This is a genomic window from Ralstonia flaminis (assembly GCF_958415495.1).
GTDB lineage: Bacteria > Pseudomonadota > Gammaproteobacteria > Burkholderiales > Burkholderiaceae > Ralstonia > Ralstonia flaminis.
Map to the genome: position 1 here is coordinate 125,366 of NZ_CATZLL010000004.1, position 21,080 is coordinate 146,445.

General features: G+C 64.3%; 19 protein-coding genes. 7 read left to right on the forward strand and 12 right to left on the reverse strand.

Annotated features, from left to right (window positions below; genetic code table 11):
• Positions 1 to 11: 11 nt before the first annotated feature.
• The 7 genes from R2N11_RS07465 to R2N11_RS07495 form a co-directional block, all read right to left on the reverse strand.
• Positions 12 to 1,133 carry a hypothetical protein gene (locus R2N11_RS07465; protein WP_316680675.1) on the reverse strand — a complete coding sequence of 374 codons (1,122 nt, stop codon included), beginning with the start codon at positions 1,131 to 1,133 and terminating at the stop codon, positions 12 to 14.
• Positions 1,134 to 1,214: 81 nt separating this feature from the next.
• The gene (def, locus tag R2N11_RS07470) at positions 1,215 to 1,748 is read right to left on the reverse strand and encodes a peptide deformylase (protein ID WP_199028216.1); all 534 of its coding nucleotides are present in this window, start codon (positions 1,746 to 1,748) and stop codon (positions 1,215 to 1,217) included.
• A 24-nt stretch (positions 1,749 to 1,772) separates the two neighbouring features.
• On the reverse strand, positions 1,773 to 4,208 hold the full coding sequence (gene ligA, locus R2N11_RS07475; protein WP_316680677.1) for an NAD-dependent DNA ligase LigA: 2,436 nt from the start codon (positions 4,206 to 4,208) through the stop codon (positions 1,773 to 1,775).
• 17 nt (positions 4,209 to 4,225) lie between these two features.
• Positions 4,226 to 5,455, reverse strand: coding sequence for a cell division protein ZipA C-terminal FtsZ-binding domain-containing protein (locus R2N11_RS07480; RefSeq protein WP_199028212.1), 1,230 nt, complete (start codon positions 5,453 to 5,455; stop codon positions 4,226 to 4,228).
• Positions 5,456 to 8,971, reverse strand: coding sequence for a chromosome segregation protein SMC (gene smc / locus R2N11_RS07485; protein WP_316680679.1), 3,516 nt, complete (start codon positions 8,969 to 8,971; stop codon positions 5,456 to 5,458).
• A gap of 250 nt (positions 8,972 to 9,221) precedes the next feature.
• The gene (locus tag R2N11_RS07490) at positions 9,222 to 10,268 is read right to left on the reverse strand and encodes an alpha/beta fold hydrolase (RefSeq protein WP_316680680.1); all 1,047 of its coding nucleotides are present in this window, start codon (positions 10,266 to 10,268) and stop codon (positions 9,222 to 9,224) included.
• Between the two features lie 36 nt (positions 10,269 to 10,304).
• Entirely contained in the window at positions 10,305 to 11,234 is a 930-nt protein-coding gene (locus R2N11_RS07495; RefSeq protein WP_316680681.1) for a DMT family transporter, read from the reverse strand.
• Between the two features lie 139 nt (positions 11,235 to 11,373).
• Between R2N11_RS07495 and dapC the strand changes: the two genes are divergently transcribed.
• The 7 genes from dapC to prmB all read left to right on the forward strand — a co-directional run bounded on the left by dapC (position 11,374) and on the right by prmB (position 16,892).
• Entirely contained in the window at positions 11,374 to 12,573 is a 1,200-nt protein-coding gene (dapC, locus tag R2N11_RS07500) for a succinyldiaminopimelate transaminase (RefSeq protein WP_316680682.1), read from the forward strand.
• 45 nt (positions 12,574 to 12,618) lie between these two features.
• Positions 12,619 to 13,446, forward strand: coding sequence for a 2,3,4,5-tetrahydropyridine-2,6-dicarboxylate N-succinyltransferase (gene dapD, locus R2N11_RS07505; RefSeq protein ID WP_316680683.1), 828 nt, complete (start codon positions 12,619 to 12,621; stop codon positions 13,444 to 13,446).
• A 69-nt stretch (positions 13,447 to 13,515) separates the two neighbouring features.
• Positions 13,516 to 13,917 (forward strand): hypothetical protein, encoded by a 402-nt coding sequence (locus R2N11_RS07510; protein ID WP_199028199.1) that lies wholly within the window; start codon positions 13,516 to 13,518, stop codon positions 13,915 to 13,917.
• Positions 13,918 to 13,931: 14 nt separating this feature from the next.
• The gene (locus R2N11_RS07515; RefSeq protein ID WP_316680684.1) at positions 13,932 to 14,276 is read left to right on the forward strand and encodes an arsenate reductase; all 345 of its coding nucleotides are present in this window, start codon (positions 13,932 to 13,934) and stop codon (positions 14,274 to 14,276) included.
• A gap of 25 nt (positions 14,277 to 14,301) precedes the next feature.
• Positions 14,302 to 15,453 (forward strand): succinyl-diaminopimelate desuccinylase, encoded by a 1,152-nt coding sequence (gene dapE, locus R2N11_RS07520; RefSeq protein WP_316680685.1) that lies wholly within the window; start codon positions 14,302 to 14,304, stop codon positions 15,451 to 15,453.
• A gap of 10 nt (positions 15,454 to 15,463) precedes the next feature.
• Positions 15,464 to 15,982, forward strand: coding sequence for a class IV adenylate cyclase (locus R2N11_RS07525; protein ID WP_316680686.1), 519 nt, complete (start codon positions 15,464 to 15,466; stop codon positions 15,980 to 15,982).
• A gap of 7 nt (positions 15,983 to 15,989) precedes the next feature.
• On the forward strand, positions 15,990 to 16,892 hold the full coding sequence (prmB, locus tag R2N11_RS07530) for a 50S ribosomal protein L3 N(5)-glutamine methyltransferase (protein ID WP_199028191.1): 903 nt from the start codon (positions 15,990 to 15,992) through the stop codon (positions 16,890 to 16,892).
• Between the two features lie 5 nt (positions 16,893 to 16,897).
• On the opposite strand, the gene R2N11_RS07535 is transcribed toward prmB, so the two are convergent.
• The 5 genes from R2N11_RS07535 to gsiC form a co-directional block, all read right to left on the reverse strand.
• Positions 16,898 to 17,269: a chitin-binding domain-containing protein gene (locus R2N11_RS07535; protein ID WP_199028188.1), complete on the reverse strand. Its 372-nt coding sequence runs from the start codon at positions 17,267 to 17,269 to the stop codon at positions 16,898 to 16,900.
• 68 nt (positions 17,270 to 17,337) lie between these two features.
• Positions 17,338 to 18,153: a M55 family metallopeptidase gene (locus tag R2N11_RS07540; protein WP_316680688.1), complete on the reverse strand. Its 816-nt coding sequence runs from the start codon at positions 18,151 to 18,153 to the stop codon at positions 17,338 to 17,340.
• A gap of 4 nt (positions 18,154 to 18,157) precedes the next feature.
• On the reverse strand, positions 18,158 to 19,183 hold the full coding sequence (locus tag R2N11_RS07545; RefSeq protein ID WP_316680690.1) for a DmpA family aminopeptidase: 1,026 nt from the start codon (positions 19,181 to 19,183) through the stop codon (positions 18,158 to 18,160).
• Positions 19,184 to 19,199: 16 nt separating this feature from the next.
• The gene (gsiD, locus tag R2N11_RS07550) at positions 19,200 to 20,099 is read right to left on the reverse strand and encodes a glutathione ABC transporter permease GsiD (protein ID WP_199028180.1); all 900 of its coding nucleotides are present in this window, start codon (positions 20,097 to 20,099) and stop codon (positions 19,200 to 19,202) included.
• 9 nt (positions 20,100 to 20,108) lie between these two features.
• Entirely contained in the window at positions 20,109 to 21,032 is a 924-nt protein-coding gene (gsiC, locus tag R2N11_RS07555; protein WP_199028178.1) for a glutathione ABC transporter permease GsiC, read from the reverse strand.
• Positions 21,033 to 21,080 lie beyond the last annotated feature (48 nt).

Sequence of the window (21,080 nt, forward strand, 5' to 3'; positions counted from 1 at the left end):
CCGACTCCAGATCAACGCTGCGGCGGCTGACAGGCTGCGCCCGTGGTATTGACCGACGCCGGCGTGCCAAACACGGCCTGTGCACCGCAACGCGAGCCGAACATCTTCGCCTGATCGTGCCCCACGCCAATCACCTCGTGCGCCTGGTGATTGATGCGCTTGCGCGGTCCGGCCAAGTGACGCTCGTAGCGCCAGTAGTTGCGGGCGCGGTCCAGGCGCGTCGGGCCTTCGGCTTCGGCGCCACAGGTCTTGTCGAGCACGCGATGGTTCGGGTCGTTGTCGCTCGTGCCAACCAGGTACGTGACGTGGCGCTGTGCATAGCGGCTGAACAGCACCTTGCCGCTCTTGCCGGCGGCATACGGAACCATGTCGACCATGCCGTACTTGTAGTGATCGTAGTCGGGGCAGGTGCGCGTGCTGTAGCGGGCGAAGCCCTTGCCGTGCGGCCGGTCCGGCGTGAAGTACAGATACGACGACGGATTGGCAACAACGTAGTTCAGGTCGATACCGCGCTTGCGGATACCTTCGTCCACGTTGTTGAGCACAGCGTAGCGCTGCACGATCTGACCGCCACCAGAATGACCGGCCACCGTCACACGCTTGACGTTGGGTGCACGCGCCGGGTCGGTCACGTAGCCGATCAGATCATCCAGCACCTTGAGCGAACTCAGTTCGGTGTACGGCGCATTGGTGGCATTGAAACCGCCGATCCAGCCATCCACTGACCACACCGGCATGCCGTCGAAGCCCTTGCCCGCATCTGGCTCACCGGGAAAGTTCGGGGCGATCAGCAGGACTTCATCAGGGTTGCGACCGCTTGCCGCGAGCAGATCAGCGCCGGCTTTGTAGTAATCGTTGCCGTTGCGCTGCAGGCCGTGCTGCACAAGCACGACCTCGCGGATGCCGCTCAGGTCACCGTCAAGCGGATGGTTGGCGTAGACCGGGAAGTCGTAGGCAACGGCGTCGCTACCCAGATGCACGCGTTGCCAGACCGGGCCCTGGGGCTTCTCGGCAGCCGGTGCAGCGGCCGTGTCCGTCGCCTGCGGACCAGCACAAGCTGCCAACCCCAGCATGGCCACTGCGGCCATCCCAAGCGCCAGCCGGCGCCAGCCCCTCAAACCATCACGCTTCATATCATCTCCGTCGTGGATGAAAAAATGCACCCACCCGCCCCCGCGGGTGCGGCGCTCCCACAGTCACGATTCGCCGTCGGCTCAATCGTCGTGATTTGCAGGCAGTTCTGGAAACAGGATTTCGGTAAAGCCGAAGCGGGTGAAGTCTTTCACCCGCATGGGGTACAGCACGCCCTGAAGGTGATCGCACTCGTGTTGCACCACACGGGCGTGAAAGCCTTCTGCAATGCGGTCGATGGTGTGGCCGTGCTGATCAAAGCCGGTGTAGCGCAGGCGCGTGTAACGCGGCACCACACCACGCAGGCCGGGCACCGACAGGCAGCCCTCCCAGCCCTCTTCCGTCTCTTCGGTAAGCGGCTCGATGGTTGGGTTGATGAGCACCGTCTTGGGCACGGCCGGCGCATCCGGGTAGCGCTCGCTACGATCGAACCCGAAGATGACGACCTGCAGGTCCACGCCGATCTGCGGAGCCGCCAGACCGGCACCCCGCGCGGCGTCCATCGTGTCGAACATGTCTTCGATCAGCGCGGTCAGCTCGGGCGTGTTAAAGCGCTCAACCCGTTTTGCTACGCGCAGCAGGCGGCTGTCGCCCATTTTGAGGATGTTTCGGATCATGCCGAGTCTCCCGCCGATTTCTGGCTATTTCTGCAACAGCGCGAGCATACCTGCTTCGTCCAGAACCTTCACCCCCAGTTCTTCCGCCTTGACGAGCTTGCTGCCGGCCTCTTCACCAGCGATGACGTAGTCGGTCTTCTTCGATACCGAGCCCGACACCTTGGCACCGGCAGCTTCCAGCATGGCCTTGGCATCGTCGCGCGTGAGGTTGGGCAGCGTACCGGTCAGCACCACGGTCTTGCCGGCAAGGACGCCCTCTTCTGCAGCCTCGGCCGGCATGGCAGCGAGCAGTTCGTTGCGCAGCGCATCAAGCTGCACGAGTTGTGCACGATGGTCGTGCGCGCCCAGCCACTCGAGCAGCGATGCGGACACGTCAGCCGGCAGGCCGGCCAGCTGCCCGGCTTGCACTTCTGCCAGTTGCGTGAGCGTGGGTGCCACCGCCGCCAGTTGCCTGGCGCGCGTGGCCGTCAGCTTGGGCACGCCGAGCGTGGCATACAGATCGGCCGGCTCCAGTTTCTCGCGTAGCTTGGCGTTGGGCGCATGCTCGCCTTGGGGGGTGACACCCGCTTCGAGCAGCGCATCCAATGCCTGCTGATTCTTCGGTTCGGCAAAGAAATCGGCGATGGCTTCCGCCACCGTTGCCCCCACGTCTGGCAACGCCAACAGCAACGGCGCCGGCGCACGCCGAATCATGGCCAAACTGCCCAGCCAATCGGCGAGTGTCTTGGCGGTCGATTCACCCACGTGGCGGATACCCAGCGCAAACAGGAAGCGCGCCAGCGGCGGCGTCTTGCTGGCCTGGATACCTTCAAGCAGGTTTTCCGCCCACTTGGTGGCGATTTTGCCGGCGGCAACGGTCTCGGGAGTCACGCCGTCACGCTCGTCGGCGCGGCGCTTCATCTCGAGAAAATCGTCGAGCTTGAGCTTGTACAGATCGGCGATGCCATGCACGTAGTCCAGCTCGACCAGGTTGTCGATGTAGCGCTCGCCCAGGCCTTCGATGTCCATCATGCGGCGGCCGGCAAAGTGGCGGATCGCCTCCTTGCGCTGCGCGGAGCAGAACAGACCGCCCGAGCAGCGAGCCACCGCCTCGCCCTCTTCGCGCACGACGTGCGAGCCGCATACCGGGCAGTTCTTCGGCAGTTCGAACGGCGAGTACTTTGGCTGCTGTTGCGGGTTGAACAGGTCGCTGCCCGGCACGTCGTCCATTGGGCGACGATCGAGCACCACACTCACCACCTCGGGAATCACATCCCCCGCGCGCCGCACGATCACGGTATCGCCCACGCGCACGTCCTTGCGGCGGACTTCGTCTTCGTTGTGCAGGGTCGCGTTGGTCACCGTCACGCCGCCAACGAATACCGGCACCAGCCGCGCCACCGGTGTGATGGCGCCCGTGCGGCCGACCTGCACGCCAATCGACTCGACCGTGGTCAGGGCTTCCTGCGCCGGATACTTGTGCGCCACCGCCCAGCGCGGCTCGCGCGTGCGGAACCCCAGCTCGCGCTGCAATGCCAGATCGTTGACCTTGTAGACAACGCCATCGATATCGAACGGCAGGCTATCGCGCTTGGCACCAATGGCGGCATGGAATTCGACCAAGCCCTCGCCGCCCTTCACTGCCGCGCGCTCCTTGCTGACCGGGAAGCCAAACGCCTGCAGTGCATCGAGCATGCTGGAGTGCGTCTTGGGCTGGCTATTCCAGCCCAAGACTTCACCCAGGCCATAAGCAAAAAACGACAGTGGACGCTCGGCGGCGATCTTCGGGTCAAGCTGGCGCACGGCGCCCGCTGCGGTGTTGCGCGGGTTGACGAACGTCTTGTCGCCACGCTCACGCTGACGGGCATTGAGCTTCTCGAAATCGTCGCGGCGCATATAAACCTCGCCGCGTACTTCCAACACCTCGGGCACAGCCCCATCCACAGGCGTCAGCCCCAGGGGAATCTGGCGGATCGTGCGGATGTTCTGCGTGACGTCTTCGCCTGTGGTGCCATCGCCGCGTGTGGCTGCCTGTACGAGGAAGCCGCGCTCGTAGCGCAGGTTGATCGCAAGGCCGTCGAACTTCAACTCGGCAGCGTATTCGACGGGCGGATCGGTCTCATCGAGGCCCAGCTCGCGGCGCACGCTGGCGTCAAACGCACGGGCACCGTTGGCGGTAGTGTCAGTCTCCGTGCGGATCGACAGCATCGGAATGACATGCCTGACCTGCGCGAACTCCGGCAGGATCCCTCCGCCCACACGTAACGTGGGCGAATCGGGCGTCTTCAGTTCGGGATGTTCAGCTTCCAGCGCCTCCAGCTCGCGGTACAGCCGGTCGTATTCGGCGTCCGGCACGCTGGGCTGGTCAAGCACGTAGTACTCGTGGGCGTAGCGGTTGAGCGTGGCGCGCAGCCACGCTGCCCGCGTCTCAGGCCGATCTTTCGATGTCGGACCGAGCGCGGGTTCTGCGGTCTTGCTCATGGGAATTGGGAATCGCGTCAGTGGCTGAACAAGCGCACAGCGGTGCTGGAACCGGCGGGCACGCCGCGCGATTCAAGCTTGTCATACAGCACCCGCAGATGCTTCTGAATGGCGACGAAGGACTGCTCCGTCAGCGGACGCAGGTTGTCGTCCACCACCTGCGCGCCCATGCGCTGCGACAGCGTGTAGGCGTATTCGCAGACCAGCTTGAACGGCTTGGATGCCTCTTCAGCCACCGGCACGTCCAGCAGCAGCGTGATCTGGCGGCCAGCTTTGACGGTCAGGTCATCGCGCAGGAAGTTGGTGTCGCCAAACTGCAGCGTGAACAGTGCTCGCTGCACACCGTCGGTGCCGGCGTGGTAGCGCGTGAAGCGCGTGCCGTCACGCGAAAGCACCAGGCCATCCTGCGTGGCCACGGTCTGCACATAGGCGGCCGACCAAGGCGCGCCATCAGAGATCACGCTTACGCCAAGCTGCACGTCGCATTCAGCCGCAAACGCGTCGAGCTCGCGCGCATTGGCGATGGTCTCGTTCATGTCGGGCAACTCGGGCACGGCATCCGCTGCGTCCGACAGCGGGTCGATCGCGTTGATGAACTCAGAGAACTCCAGCGCGTTGAGCGGGCCAGTGCGGTTAGCCAGTTGCACAGCCACCTGCAGATCGAGGTAGCGCTGACCGGCGCGGATGGCTTCCCAGGCGTTTGCCGCCGGATTCAGGCCTTCCACGTGGATCTGCTTGGTCCCTGCGCGGCGTAGCTTGGACAGCGCTGGCAACAGGCGATCCCCCGACACTTCACGCTCGGGGTGCAGCGAAACGATGCAATCGATCAGCGGGTCGATCACGCCATTGGCCGGCTCCAGCGAGCCGGGGGCGGGCTCAACAGCCTCTTGCGCTTGATCAGTTTCGGCAGCTTCCCGCGCAGCCTCTTCGCTGGTGGGTGTGAGTTCGGCGCCGATCACGCCGGCTTCGGTTTCCGCGCTGCCGGTGGACGGCGCATGCGGTTGCGGCGCAAGGCCGGGCTCCAGGCGAGGCTCGACGCGACCGACCTCATCTCGCTCACCACCCAGCGCCGGCTCGTGGCGCTCGTTCCCTGTCCAGCCTTCACCGCGCGGGGCCTCGTCAACCGGCGGGTTGTAGGCTTCCGGGCGGCGTGCCTTGCGAATCTGCCACTGGTTGTAGACCACGATCACCAGTACGAAAACAACGCCGGCGCCCAGCAGCGCCATGACCAGGTTGTTGTCTTGCATTTACGCGGCCTCCGCCATGGTCAGTGCGGCATCCATATCCACCGCCACGATCCGGGACACGCCTTGTTCCTGCATGGTCACACCGATGAGCTGTTGCGCCATTTCCATCGCAATCTTGTTGTGAGAAATAAAAACGAATTGGGTCTTGTCCGACATGCGTTTGACCATGTTGGCGTAGCGCTCGGTGTTGGCGTCGTCCAGCGGCGCGTCCACCTCGTCCAGCAAGCAGAACGGCGCCGGGTTCAACTGGAACATCGCGAACACCAATGCAATCGCGGTCAGCGCCTTCTCGCCGCCTGACAGCAGGTGAATCGTCGAGTTCTTCTTGCCCGGCGGCTGCGCCATCACCTGCACACCGGCGTCGAGAATCTCTTCGCCGGTCATAATCAGCTTGGCTTGGCCGCCGCCGAACAGCGTCGGGAACAGCTCGCCGAAGTGATGGTTGACCTGGTCGAACGTGCCTTGCAGCAGCGAACGCGTTTCCTGGTCAATCTTGTGGATGGCGTCTTCCAGCGTGGTGATGGCGTCGTTCAAATCTGCCGACTGCGCATCGAGAAAACCCTTGCGCTCGCGCGCCGCAGCCAACTCATCCAGCGCGGCCATGTTGACCGGGCCCAGCGCGTTGATGGCGTTGTTGATGCGCGTCACTTCGCCTTGCAAGTAGGAAGGCTTGAGGTCGCCAGTCAGGCGTTCGGCCAGCGCGGCTTCGTCCACGTTGGCCGTGGTGAGCTGCTCGGAGAACTGCTCCTGGTTCAGACGTGCTGCCTGCTCCTTCAACTGCAGCTCGGTGATGCGGTCGCGCAGCGGCTGCTGGGCGCGTTCGGCGGTCAACCGCTGCTCGTCGAAGGTGCGCAACTGGGCAGTCAGCGCATCCAGTTCGATACGCGCGGCGCCGAGCTTTTCTTCCTTCTCGGCGCGGCGTTCCAGCGCTTCTTGCAGGCCGGTGTGGGCGGTCTGCTCGTTGATGGTTTCGAGTTCTGCGCGGGCGTTTTCCAGCGTCAGCACGATCTGCTGTGCCTGGTCGGTTGCCACTTGGATGTTGCGCTTCAACTCAGCGATGCGATTCTGCAGATTACGCTCGGCAAAGTGCGCTTCCTGCGCGCCGCGTTCCAGTTCGCGCAGCGCATTGCGGGCGTCGCCCAGGCTGGCTTCGAGTGCCTCGAATGCCTGCTGGTTGTCTTCAAAGCGCGCCTGCATGTCGGCGAGGGCCGCATCGTGCTGCTCAAAAGTGGCTTCTGACTCAGCGCGGATAGCGCGTTGCTCTTCGATCTGCGCGCGGATCTCCTCCAGCTCGCTATCGATCTGGCCGCTACGGGCGTTGTAGCGCTCCATCGCCTGCGAGAGTTTGAGCACGTCCATCTGCAGCACGTGCACGCGGCGCGTCGCCTGATCAGCGCGGGCTCGCACATGCAGCAATGCCTGGCTGGCTTGGGTGTAGGCCGCATCTGCACGCACGGCAGCGCTCTTGGCCTCGTCCGACAGCAGCATCTGCGCGCGCACCTGCTTGTGCAGGTTCTCGATTTCCTGCGCGCGGGCCAGCATGCCGGCCTGCTCGGAGTCCGGCGCATACAGCTGCACCGACGACCGGCCGATCAGGTGCCCAGCCTTGACGACAAACGTGCCACCCTCAGGCAACGTCTGGCGCGCAGCCAGCGCGGCCTGCATGTCGTCGGCGATATAGACGTCGGCCAGCCAGTCCTGCAGCACCGCACGAATGCCCGGCTCGGTCACTTGCACCAGCGACATCAGCGGACGCAGCCCAGGCGGCGCTTCCACCGGGCGCGCTGCCGGTGGTGGCGAATAGAACGCCAGCTTGGCGGGCGGTGCGTCAGCGGCAAACGCCTTGATCCAATCGAGGTTGGAGACTTCCAGCGCGCCGAGCTTCTCGCGCAGCACCGACTCCAACGCTGGCTCCCAACCTTGTTCGATCTGCAGCTTCTTCCAGAAGCGCGGCAGTTCGCTCAGTTCATGCTTGGCCAACCACGGCTGGACCTTGCCGTCGGTCTGCACGTTTTCCTGCAGTTGCTTGAGCGCGGCAAGGCGCGCTTCCAGGGTGGCAATGGCGGCCGCTTCGGATTGCACGCGGTCTTGCGCTGCGCGGCGGGCCTCGTCGAGCTGCGGCAGTTGCGTTTCGGCGTCTTCCAGCGCGGCTTGCGCTTCGACCAGGACCTCTTCTTGTTCGGCCAGTTCGGCACGCAGTGTTTCGAGCTGCACATCGTCCGGCTTGTCGAGGCCGCTGGACTCCTGGGTCAGGCGTTCGCGGCGCTGGTCGAGCTGTTGCAGTGCCTGATCGGCATTGCGTTGGTGCGCGGCCTCCAGCTTGAGTGCCTGTTCCGACTGCAGAATGGCTGCCCGCTGATCATTCAGCGCAGCCTGGGCATCGCGCCATTGCGCTTCCATGCCAGGCAGCTCATCGGACTTGCGAGCGACGTCCTCGGCGGCCTGAGCGGCACGCTCCTCGGCCATGGCGAGTTCTTCCTCAGCCGCGGCGAGATCTTCCTGCGCCTGATCGCCCTGCGTGTGCCATTGGTCCTGCTGCGCCGTCAGTGTGGCGATCTGCTGCTGGATGCGGTTGCGCGATTCCACCACGTAGCGGATCTCGGCTTCCAGGCGGCTGACCTCGGCGTTGGCCTCGTATAGCGCGCCCTGTGCGGCATGCATTGCGTCGGACGACGCGTAGTGCGCAACCCGCATCGTTTCCAATTCGGCTTCGATGTGGCGCAACTGCGCGGTCTGTGCTTCGAGGTCGATCTGCGCCTGTTCGATGGCACGCTGGTGGCGTTCCTGCTCGCCCTGTGCTTCGCGCTTGCGCAACAGCCACAGCAGATGCTGCTTCTCTTCGCCATCGGCCTGCAGGGCCTGAAAGCGTTGTGCGACTTCGGCCTGGCCTTCGAGCTTTTCGAGGTTGGTGCCGAGTTCACGCAGAATGTCTTCCACGCGCGTGAGGTTTTCGCGCGTGTCGGACAGGCGGTTTTCGGTTTCGCGGCGGCGCTCCTTGTACTTGGACACGCCAGCGGCTTCTTCCAGAAAGATGCGCATGTCATCGGGCTTGGCCTCGATGATGCGCGAGATCATCCCCTGCCCGATGATGGCGTAAGCGCGCGGGCCCAGGCCCGTGCCAAGGAAGATGTCCTGGATGTCGCGGCGGCGCACCGCCTGGTTGTTGATGAAGTACGACGACGTACCGTCGCGGCTCAGGACGCGCTTGACCGCCACTTCGGCGTACTGGCTCCACTGGCCGGCAGCGCGGCCTTCGGCGTTGTCGAATACGAGTTCGACGCTGGCGCGGCCCGCCGGCTTGCGCTGCGTGGAGCCGTTGAAGATGACGTCCTGCATCGACTCGCCACGGAGTTCCGCAGCGCGTGATTCGCCGAGCACCCAGCGCACGGCGTCGATGATGTTGGATTTACCGCAACCGTTCGGGCCGACGATGCCGACGAGCTGGCCCGGAACATGGAAATTGGTCGGATCGACGAAAGACTTGAAGCCTGCGAGCTTGATCGAGGAGAGGCGCACGTTGAGGTCGTCTCGAAGGGATCAGTAAGAGTGATGAAGCGGGCGCCCGAGACATGCGCCCTGCAATCGCGCCAACGCCACGGGGCGCGGGATTGCAAGGCGCGCGCCGGGGGCGCGGATGGCGTCATCATACCATCGGGCACCCCGGCTCCAGCCAATCCGATCGGCACAAAAATGGACGAAATTTGCGATCGCAGAAGGCAAATTGCTGAGGATTTGTCAGCAATTTCACCTTTCGGACACGTCTGCATCAATCCGGCCGGCGCGTGCGGGAAACATCCGGGCTGGCCAGCCACTCCAGCAATGCCTTGTGCAGCGCAACAGCGTCCTGAATTTGTGGCGCATGGCCCGCATCCGGAAACTCCACCAGCGTCGCGTGCGGAATGGCCTTGGCAGCGGCCCGCCCCAGTTCCGGGTAGTTGCCCAGACGGGCGCGCACTTCCTGCGGCGCGGTGTCCTTGGCGATGGCAGTGGTGTCCTTCTGGCCGATCAGCAGCAGTGTCCAGGGGCGCACCTGTCCGAATTCGTACACCACAGGCTGCGTGTAGATCATGTCGTACAGCAGCGCCGAGTTCCAGGCCACCAGGTCACGCCCCGGGCCGCGATACATGCCCGCCAGCATCTGCACCCAGGGCTCGTAGTCGGTACGCCATTGGCCCGCGTAGTACGTGGATTGCTCGTACGCCCGGATGCGCTCGGCGCTGGTCTGTTTCTCGCGCGCAAACCACTGGTCGACCGTCATGGATGGCACGCCCTTGGCCTTCCAGTCTTCCAGGCCGATCGGGTTGATCATCACCAGCCGCGACACTTCGGTCGGATACATCAGCGCATAGCGCGTGGCAAGCATGCCACCGGTCGAATGGCCGATCAGGATAGCTTGCTGGACGCCGAGCGAAGCCAGCAACGCGTGCGTGTTGCTGGCCAGTTGCTGGAACGAATACTGATAGGCGCGCGGCTTGCTCGACTTGCAGAAGCCGATCTGGTCGGGCGCGATCACGCGGTAACCGGCACCCGTCAACGCCTTGATGGTGTCTTCCCAAGTCGCCGCGCAGAAGTTCTTGCCGTGCATCAGCACCGCAACCTGGCCGTTGGCCTGCTCGGGCTTGACGTCCAGATAGGCCATCTCCAGCGCATTGCCCTGGGATTCGAACTTGAACAGGTGCACAGGTGCCGGATAGTCGAAACCCTCCAGCCGAGGGCCATATGCAGGGCCACTCTCAGCAGGTGCGGCTTGGGCGGACACACCCGCCATTGCCACGGCGGCAACCAGCGCAACGGAAATCGAGCGAAGCAACATCAGCACACTCCTTGATGGACTCGTGAAACGCCAGCGTTACTTGCGCCGCGACAGCCCCGACAGTGCGCCCGCCAGGATGATGCAGGCACCGCCCACCATCTCCGGCATCGACAAGCGCTCCGACGTGAGCAGTGCCGACGATACGGCCGCCACCACGATCTCAAACAGCATCAGCAGCGCGGCGCGATTGGCCGGCAGCCGCTGCAGACCACGTTGCACCATCGCATTGCCGCCCACCAGCACGCACGCCATGCCCAGCAGCAGCATCCATGTGTTGGTTTGCGTGATGGCCGCAGGTACCGTTTGCACACCATCGAGCAAAACCGCCGCGGGCAAGCCCACCAGGGCGCAACCCGTGAAGACGACGACCGTACGCATTTCCGGTCGCATGGTCGGATGACGCTGCCCGGCCAAGCGCGAGAGCACGTTGTTGCACGCGAAAGCCAAGCCGGCAATCAACCCCGCCCATTCCGCAGCCGAACCCGGCCACGGCGTACCGGCCTGCCCCGACCACAGCATCAGCACGGCACCCGACAAGGCCAATGCGAGCAAAACACCGCCGCGCAGCCCCAAGCGCTCATGCAGCCAAAAGCGCGCCAACAGGGCCGTCCACACCGGGGTGAGATAGAACAGCAGCAGCACCCGCATGACTGTGCCGTGTACCGTACCCCAGACAAAACCGGCGTTGGTGATACCTGCCGCCAGCCCCAATGCCGGAATCAGCCAAGACCACTGGAAGGTCGGAAAGTGGCGCCGCAGCACCACGGCTGCAAGCACGGCCGCCACCGCGCCCGTGACCGACGAGGCCAGCATGCTGCCCAGCCCCCACCCGGCGAGCAGGCGGTACGGATACCAGGAAATCCCCCAGACAGAGGCGCCCACAAGGATGAACAGTGCCGCCGTCCATTGCGGCTCGTAATGGGTGGCGCCGTCTGCTGAGGGCGCCGAAGAGGCAATCGTTGTCATGAATCCAATAAAAACGGCGGAAAACCGCCGTGTCCTGCAATGTCCGCTGCGACCAATCACGCGACCAACACACGTTGGCCGTATAATTTCGGGCTCCGCCCGCAAGCGCCGAGCTTGCCCACCTAACCCGCCCAGCACTGTGAATCCGCGCCTGTCTGCCCTGCAGCCGTATCCGTTCGAGAAACTGAAAGCGCTCGTCAAGGACGTGACGCCTAGCGCCGTCCATACGCCAATCAGCTTCGGCATCGGCGAGCCCAAGCACCCGACGCCGGCATTGGTGAAAGATGCGCTGGTTGCCGCGCTCGGCGGGCTGGCGAATTATCCCACGACCCTCGGTTCCGATGCACTGCGACAGTGCATCGCCGCGTGGCTGGAGCGCCGCTACGGGCTCCCGAAGGTCGACCCGGCCACGGAAGTCATCCCCGTCAACGGCTCACGCGAGGCGCTGTTCTCGTTCGCCCAGACCGTCATCGACGGCAGCAAGCCCGGTGCACGTGTGCTGTGCCCGAACCCGTTCTATCAGATCTACGAAGGATCGGCACTGTTGGCGGGCGCAACGCCGCTGTTCGCCAACAGCAACCCGGCGCGCAACTACGCCCCCGACTTCGATTCGATCACGCCCGAAGAATGGCGCAACGTGCAGCTCGTCTTCGTGTGCAGCCCCGGCAACCCGACCGGTGCCGTGCTCACGCTGGAAGACTGGAAGCAACTCTTCGCGCTGTCGGATGAATACGGCTTCGTCATCGCGTCGGACGAGTGCTATTCCGAAATCTATTTCGACGAGGCCAACCCGCCGCTGGGCGCATTGCAGGCCGCGCATCAACTCGGCCGTGGCTTCAACCGGTTGGTGATGTTCTCCAGCCTGTCCAAGCGCTCCAACGTGCCGGGCATGCGCTCCGGTTTCGTGGCGGGGGACGCCAAGCTGCTCAAGGCCTATCTGCTGTATCGCACGTATCACGGCAGCGCGATGAGCCCGTCGGTGCAATCCGCTAGCATCGCGGCGTGGAACGACGAGACCCACGTGCGCGACAACCGCGCGCAATACGTCAAGAAGTTCCAGCAGGTCACGCCGATGCTGGCCGAAGTACTGGACGTGGCCCTGCCCGACGCGGCCTTCTACCTGTGGGCCAACGTCAAGCGCACGGGCCTGTCGGACACCGAATTCGCGCGCCAATTGCTTGCCGCCAAGAACGTCGCCGTGCTGCCGGGCAGCTACCTCGCCCGCGAGGCGCACGGCACGAACCCGGGCCAGGATTACGTGCGTATCGCGCTGGTGGCCGGTGTGGACGAATGCCTGGAAGGCGCACGCCGCATTGTCGAGTTCTGCCAGCAACGCTGATCCTTTTTTCCGTTTTCTGTTTCCTCTTCGAGAGCCAACAAGACCATGTCGCAACAACTGCAATCCCTGATCGACCAAGCGTGGGAAGACCGCGCCAACCTGTCGCCCAAGGCCGCTCCGGCCGATATCCGTGAAGCTGTGGCCAATGTGATCGGCCAGCTCGATCGTGGCGCGCTGCGCGTGGCCGAAAAGAAGGATGGCGAGTGGGTCGTCAACCAGTGGATCAAGAAGGCCGTGCTGCTGTCGTTCCGCCTGGAAGACAACGCGCCGATGGCTGCAGGCGGCTTCACGCAGTTCTACGACAAGGTGCCGAGCAAGTTCGCCAACTACACGGCCGAAGATTTCGCTGCTGGTGGCTTCCGTGTGGTGCCGCCGGCCGTGGCACGCCGTGGCTCGTTCATCGCCAAGAACGCCGTGCTGATGCCGTCGTACGTGAACATCGGCGCCTATGTGGATGAAGGCACGATGGTCGACACGTGGGCAACCGTCGGTTCGTGCGCGCAGATCGGCAAGAACGTTCACCTGTCGGGCGGCGTGGGCATCGGCGGCGTGCTGGAGCCGCTGCAGGCCAACCCGGTCATCATTGAAGACAACTGCTTCATCGGCGCACGTTCGGAAGTGGTGGAAGGCGTGATCGTTGAAGAGAACTCGGTGATCTCGATGGGCGTGTACCTGGGCCAATCGACCAAGATCTACGACCGCGAAACCGGTGAAGTCAGCTACGGCCGCATCCCGGCGGGCTCGGTGGTGGTGGCCGGCAACCTGCCGAGCAAGGATGGCACGCACAGCCTGTACTGCGCCGTGATCGTCAAGAAGGTCGACGCCAAGACGCGCGCCAAGGTTGGCCTGAACGAGCTGCTCCGCGGTGACTAAGGGGGACTAAGCCGGAACGGTGGGCGTGTCGTGTAGTCTCACCGGCACGCCAACCAACCTGAACGCAGCATGTCTGAACCGAATCGCTTCGGCAAACTGCGCCAACGCATCATGGGTCTTGATCCGAACACCATCGGTACCGTCTTGTCCTTGCTGCCCACCATCCTGGAGCAGGCCAACAAGACCATCGACAAGTTCAAGAACCGCAAGAAAGCCGGCACCGAACCCGCTCGTGCGGATGGTGCCGCGCCCGACCCCAATACCCGGATTGCCGAGCTGGAAGCCGCGATCCTGCAGCAAGCCGAGTCCGTCAAACTGCTGGCCGAACAGCACGCCATCACCATCGACGCCCTGCGCGATGAAGCCGCGCGGCTCGAACGCCGTCTCAAGCGCATGACGTGGCTGGCGTCCATCGGCTTTGCGCTGGCAATCGCTGCACTCGTCATCGCACAGCAAGCCTCCCGACACTGATTTCGAACCCCACCATGACGACCCTGCACGGCATTCCCAACTGCGACACCGTGAAGAAAGCCCGCACGTGGCTCGAATCGAACGGCGTTGCCTACACCTTCCACGATTTCAAGAAGCAAGGCGTGAGCGCCGACATGCTGGCCGGCTGGCTCAAGCACGTGCCGCTCACGACGCTGCTCAACCGCAAGGGCACCACGTGGCGCGCACTGTCGGATGCCGACAAGGCCCGCGCTGAAGATGAAACCGGCGCGATTGCACTGATGCAGGCCAACCCGTCGCTGATCAAGCGGCCGGTGCTGGTGCACGGCAAAAGCGTCAACGTCGGGTTCTCGGCTGATCAGTACGCCAACCTGTTCTAACAATAACGACAACACCGTCACTGTCATGCAGCCTACGCTTGCCCTCACTGAAGACCTGATCCGCCGCCGCTCCGTCACGCCCGAAGACAAAGGCTGCCAGGACGTGCTGATCGAACGCCTGACCGCCGCCGGCTTTACATGCGAAACCGTGGTCAGCGGCCCGGACCACTTTCGCGTGACCAACCTGTGGGCCATCAAGCGCGGCCGCGCAGGCACCGAGGGCAAGCTGCTCGTCTTTGCAGGCCACACTGACGTGGTACCCACTGGCCCCGTCGAGCAATGGCACTCCGACCCGTTCGAGCCCACGCATCGTGACGGCAAGCTCTACGCGCGCGGTGCGGCGGACATGAAGACGTCCATCGCGGGCTTCGTGGTCGCTTCGGAAGAATTCGTCGCCAAGCATCCGGACCATGCTGGCTCGATCGGCTTCCTGATCACCAGCGACGAAGAAGGCCCGGCGCACGACGGCACCGTCAAAGTGTGCGACCTGCTGCGCACACGCGGCGAGCGCCTGGACTACTGCGTGGTCGGGGAGCCGACTTCGGTGTCCACACTCGGCGACATGGTCAAGAACGGGCGACGCGGCTCGCTGTCGGGCAAGCTCACGGTGAATGGCGTGCAGGGCCACATCGCGTATCCGCATCTGGCCAAGAACCCGATCCACCTGGCCGCCCCCGCACTGGCCGAACTGGCCGCCGCCAAGTGGGACGACGGCAATGCGTACTTCCCGCCGACCACGTGGCAGATGTCGAACATCCACGGCGGCACGGGCGCGACCAACGTGATCCCGGGTCACGTCACCATCGACTTCAACTTCCGCTTCTCGACCGCCAGCACGCCGGACGGCCTGAAGGCGCGCGTGCACGGCTTCCTCGATGCGCATGGCCTCGACTACAAAATCGACTGGACGCTGGGCGGCGAGCCCTTCCTGACCGAGCGCGGCGAGCTGTCCGAAGCACTCGCCTCCGCCATCCAGGCCGAGTGCGGCGTGACGACCGAACTGTCGACCACTGGCGGCACCTCCGACGGCCGCTTCATCGCCAAGATCTGTCCGCAGGTGATCGAATTCGGCCCGCCGAACGCGAGCATCCACAAGATCGACGAACACGTGGAAGTGGCCTTCATCGAGCCCCTGAAGAACGTGTATCGCCGCGTGCTGGAAACGCTGATCGCCTGAGTCACCACCCATGGCCCGCAACGTCGAGATCAAGGCACGCGTGCGCGACGTGGCGGCGCTGCTGGAACGCGCCGCCGCCATTGCCGATTCCGGCCCCGAGCGCATCGATCAGGACGACACGTTCTTCGCCTGCGCGAACGGGCGCCTGAAGCTGCGGCAGTTCTCGGCCGAGCGCGGTGAGCTGATCCACTACTTCCGCGCCAACAGCGCCGGGCCGCGCGTGTCGAGCTACCACATCGTGCCAACCACCGCGCCCGATGCCTTGCGCGACACGCTGGCCGCCGCCATCGGCACCGCCGGCCGCGTCATCAAGGTGCGTCAGTTGTATCTCGCCGGGCAGACGCGCATCCATGTCGATGCCGTCAAAAATCTCGGCGATTTCGTCGAACTCGAAGTCGTGCTGCGCGATGACCAATCTGAAGATGACGGCGTGGCCATCGCCCACCAACTGATGCAATCTCTCGGCATTGCCGAAACCGACTTGCTCGACGTTGCCTACGTCGACCTGCTCGCCGCCAAACCACATTGAGCCGAACATGACCGCCCACACCCTGCCCGCTTCCCACCCGTTCACCACGGTGCGCGACCTGCTGCGCTACGCCGTATCGCGCTTCACCGCCGCCGGCCTCGTCTTCGGCCACGGCAGCGAGAACGCCTACGACGAAGCGGCCTACCTGATCCTGCACACGCTGCACCTGCCGATCGACACGCTGGAGCCGTTCCTGGACGCACGCCTGCTGCCCGAAGAAGTGGCCGCCGTGCTGAAGGTGATCGAGCGCCGCGCCGTCGACCGCGTGCCCGCCGCCTACATTACGCACGAAGCGTTCATGCACGGCATGCGCTTCTACGTGGATGAACGCGTGATCGTACCGCGCAGCTTCATCGGCGAACTGCTGGAAGACGGCCTGGAGCCATGGATCGACCAGGAAGACGGCCCGACCGATGTGCTGGAGCTGTGCACCGGTTCCGGCTGCCTGTCGATCCTGGCGGCGCTGCAATGGCCGAATGCAACGATCGACGCGGTGGACCTATCGCCAGACGCGCTGGTGGTGGCCAACCGCAACGTCGACGATTACAAGCTGGAAGACCGCATCCGCCTGCATGAAGGCGACCTGTATGCACCGCTGCCCCCGGGCGTGCACTACGACGTGATCCTGACCAATCCGCCGTATGTGAACGAAACCTCGATGCAGGCGCTGCCGCCCGAGTACCGCGCCGAGCCGCACATGGCCCTGGCCGGCGGCAACGATGGCATGGATATCGTACGTCGCATCCTGGCCGACGCGCCTCGCCACCTGAAGCCGCACGGCGTGCTGGTGGTGGAGATTGGCAATGAGCGCGAGAACGTCGAGCGCGCCTTCCCCGATCTGGACCTGGTCTGGCTGCCGACAAGCGCGGGCGAGGACCAGGTATTCCTGGTCACCCGCGAGGCGCTGTAACTCGGCTAGGACGACACCTCATCACAGGCGTCTTTCACGACGCAGATGCCGAAACGCTTGTCGAACACTTGACCGCTCGGGCAGTGGTCGAGGGTGGCTTGCGATTGGGCATCGCAGGTGGCATAGGCCCGCGTGCAATTGTTGCGCACGGGCTGGTTGGGGCCACGGTTGGTGCCGTCGTCCACCAGGAAGCGGCGAGACGGTGCGGGGCATTTGAACTCGGACGCCGCTTTGGTCAACGCGGCTGCGTCCAGGGCGGCCTTTGTGGGCTGCTCGGTCTGCGTCGTCTGTGGCGTAGGCGGGCTGGACGGGTGACGGTCGCAGGCCGCCAGCGCAAACGCGCACAGCAACGTGCAAAGCGTGAGCGCACGGGTCATGGCAATCTCCTTCGGGAACCTCATTCCTGAAGTTTGACGCTGCCAGCGTCCGGTCGCAATGCTTCCTTTTAGCGCAGCATGGCTGACATGGCAGACAGGCTGTTGAGCATGCGCACTGCGTGCTCAACAGAGTCCGCTGCGAAACGCAGCATCGTGCCGTCCAGTCGTTCCATAGCGGGCCATTGGCAGAACAGATCGGCCAATGCGGGCGTCTGCGTCTGCAGGCGGCAAACGACGGGCTGTGCGATGCGGAACGGCATGCCGAAGTGACCACGCTGCACCGAGGCCTTCACTGCTGCGTAAATCGCATCGCACGACTGCTCGGGCGACAGTGATGTGCCGGCATTCTGCCCCTCGGCTCGCTTGGTTTCGACAAAGATCGTGTGCGGTAACAGCGGCTGGGTCTCCTGGATGAAGACATTGTCACCGCTGGCCACGGCCACGGGCACACCACGCTCTCCGGCGAGTGCACCGTAGATGCCCGCCTCGCCCAGTTCCTGTTCGTTGAACCAGACCCGCGTGAACGCGAAGCTATTGATGGTATGCGCCAGCACGCCACGGCTGCCGGCACGGGCGTGGTAGCCGATCATGCAGACGGCGTCGCAGCCGTCCACGCCGGCCATCATGCTCAGGTAGCGCGGCTTGCCGAGCACGAAGCGTGCGCGGCGGTCGATCGAATCGGGGATCAGGTTGCGGAAACCGCCATGCGAGTCGTTGACGAGCACGTCGGTGGCACCGCCATCAAAGGCGCCGCGCACTGCCGCATCGGCCTCGGCGGTCATCCAGCGGCGGGCGCGCTCGTATTCGCCATTGCCGGCACGCGTCTGCTCGGGGTGGAACACGTTAGCCACGCCTTCGATGTCGGCGGAAATCAGGATGCGCATGAGGTCAGAGTAAATCGGTCAGGGCGCGACGGGTATGACCGTCGCGGCCGGTTACAGCTTCTGCATGGAAGAGCGCGTGCACGATGGCCTGCTCTACGCTGTCGGCGGCAGCCTGGAACAGCGGGTCGAGGTGCGATTCGTGCGTCATGGCGATGGCGGGCATGGCACGCGTACCTTGGTGCGGCACCGTGTAGGCCGTGGAGAACGCCAGCGCGATATCACCACTGCCATGGCCGAACACCGAGCCGGTACGTGCCAGCCCCGCGCCCGCGCGCAAGGCAAGGCGGCGCAACTGACGCGCGTCGAGCGGCGCGTCGGTGGCCAGCAGCATGATGATCGAGCCCTTCTCGGGCTCGGGTGCGGCAGCAGCGATCGCCTTTGCCAGATCTGAGCCGACATGGCGCCCCGCCAGCGTCAAGTTTTCCGTCACGCCAAAGTTGGAGAGCACCAGCGCACCGACCGTGCGTTGCGTGCCGTCGGCCAGCGTCGCCACGCGCGAGGCAGAGCCAATGCCGCCCTTCACGCCGAACGACGACATCCCGCGCCCCGCACCAACTGCGCCCTGCTCGAATGTCTCGCCTGCCGCAGCGTAGGCCACGTCGTAATGCACGTCTTGCACGGCAAACGCCTGCAGGTCGTTCAGGTAGCCGTCGTTGCATTCGAAAACGAGCGGATTGACGGTAGACCACGCGCGCCCGATCTGCGGATTGGCCGCAACGGCCTGGCGGATCTGCGCCTGCGCCACGGCTCCCACGGCAAACGTGTTGGTCAGCGCGATCGGGGTTTCCAGCACACCCAGCTCTTCCACCTGCACGAGGCCGACGCTCTTGCCAAAGCCGTTGATGACGGCGCATGCCGCGGGCACCTTGTCGACGAACGGGTCACGGGCATGCGGGCGTACCACGGTCACGCCGGTCTGGATGTCGCCGCCGGCAAGCGTGGCATGACCCACGGTCACGCCAGCCACGTCGGAGATGTTGTTGCGTGCGCCAGTCGGCAGCGCGCCGATGTGCGGAAGGCTCAGGGGCATAGCAGCACGTCAACGATCAGCGGCGGTCGATCTTCGGGTCCAGCGCATCGCGCAGGCCGTCGCCCAGCAGGTTGAACGCCAGCACGGTCAGGAAGATGGCCAGGCTCGGGAAGATCGCCACGTGCGGTGCCGTCACCATGTCGGCGCGCGCTTCGTTGAGCATCGCGCCCCACTCCGGCGTGGGCGGCTGTGCACCCAGCCCCAGGAACGACAGGCTAGCGGCGGTGATGATCGACGTGCCGATCCGCATTGAGAAATACACGACGATGGACGAGATCGTGCCCGGCAGGATGTGCCGCATGATGATGGTCCAGTCCGATGCGCCGATGCTGCGAGCGGCTTCCACATAGGTCAGGTGCTTAAGCATGAGCGTGTTGCCGCGCACCAGCCGCGCAAACGCAGGAATGCTGAACACCGCCACGGCAAAGATCACGTTGATCATGCCGTTGCCCAGGATGGCCACAATACCGATGGCCAGCAGAATGCCAGGGAAGGCGAACAGCACGTCGGAGATGCGCATGACGATGCGATCCCACCACCCTTCGTAATAACCGGCCAGCAGGCCAAGCACGGTGCCAATGATGGCGCCGATGATGACCGACACGAAGCCCGCTTCCAGCGAGATGCGCGTGCCCATCAGGATGCGGCTGAAGATGTCACGGCCCAGCGAATCGACGCCAAACCAATGCTGCGCCGACGGCCCAGCGTTGAGCGCGTCGTAGTCGAAATAGTTTTCCGGATCGAACGGCACGATGTGCGGCGCGAGGATGGCGATCAACACCAACGCGATCACGAACACACCGGCACCCATCGCCAGATGCTGTTTGCGGAACTTGCGCCAGAACTCTGTCCACGGGGTGCGGACAGGTTCAGTGGCGGCTTGTGCGGCGATTGCCGGATTGGATGCCTGCGTCATGATGGCCCCTTACTTCTTGTAGCGGATGGTCGGGTTGATCACGGTGTACAGCATGTCCACCACCAGGTTGATCAGGATGAACTCCAGCGAGAACAGCAGCACCTCGGCCTGGATGACCGGGTAGTCGCGCATTTCCACCGCATCCACCAGCAAGCGCCCAAGGCCCGGCCAGTTGAACACCTTTTCCACCACGATCGAGCCGCCCAGCAGGAAGCCGAACTGCAGGCCCATCATGGTCACCACCGGAATCATCGCGTTGCGCAGGCAATGCTTGATGACCACCACCGTCTCACGCACGCCCTTGGCGCGGGCAGTACGCACGAAATCTTCCTGCAGCACTTCGACAAACGATGCGCGGGTAAAACGCGCCATCACGGCGGCCACCGCAGCGCCCAGCGTGAGCGACGGCAGGATGTAGTGCTTCCAGCTATCCGCCCCGATGGACGGCAGCCAGCCGAGCTGCACCGAGAACACCTCCATCAGCAGCATGCCCAGCGCAAAGGCAGGAAACGAAATGCCCGAAACGGCCAGTGTCATGCCAAGGCGGTCGGGCCACTTGTTGCGCCACACGGCGGACGTGATACCGATCACCATGCCAAAGATCACCGCCCACACCATGCTGGCGATCGTCAGATTGAGCGTCGGCCAGAAGCGTTCGCCAATTTCTTCGCTCACCGGGCGCTTGGTGCGGATCGAGTTGCCGAACTCGCCACGCAGCGCATTGGTGAAGAAGCGCACGAACTGCTCGGGCATTGGCTTGTCCAGGCCCAGGTCCTTGCGCACCAGGTCGATCGTCACCTCGTCGGCCTCGGGGCCAGCGGCCAGTCGCGCCGGGTCACCCGGCAACAGGTGCACGAACAGGAACACCAGCACTGCCACGATCAGCAGTGTCGGGATCACGCCCAGCACACGTTTAATGAAGTAGTTCAGCATGGCAAATCCACCGCAGGCGGAAATTCAGCAGCCCGCGCAACTGCTGCG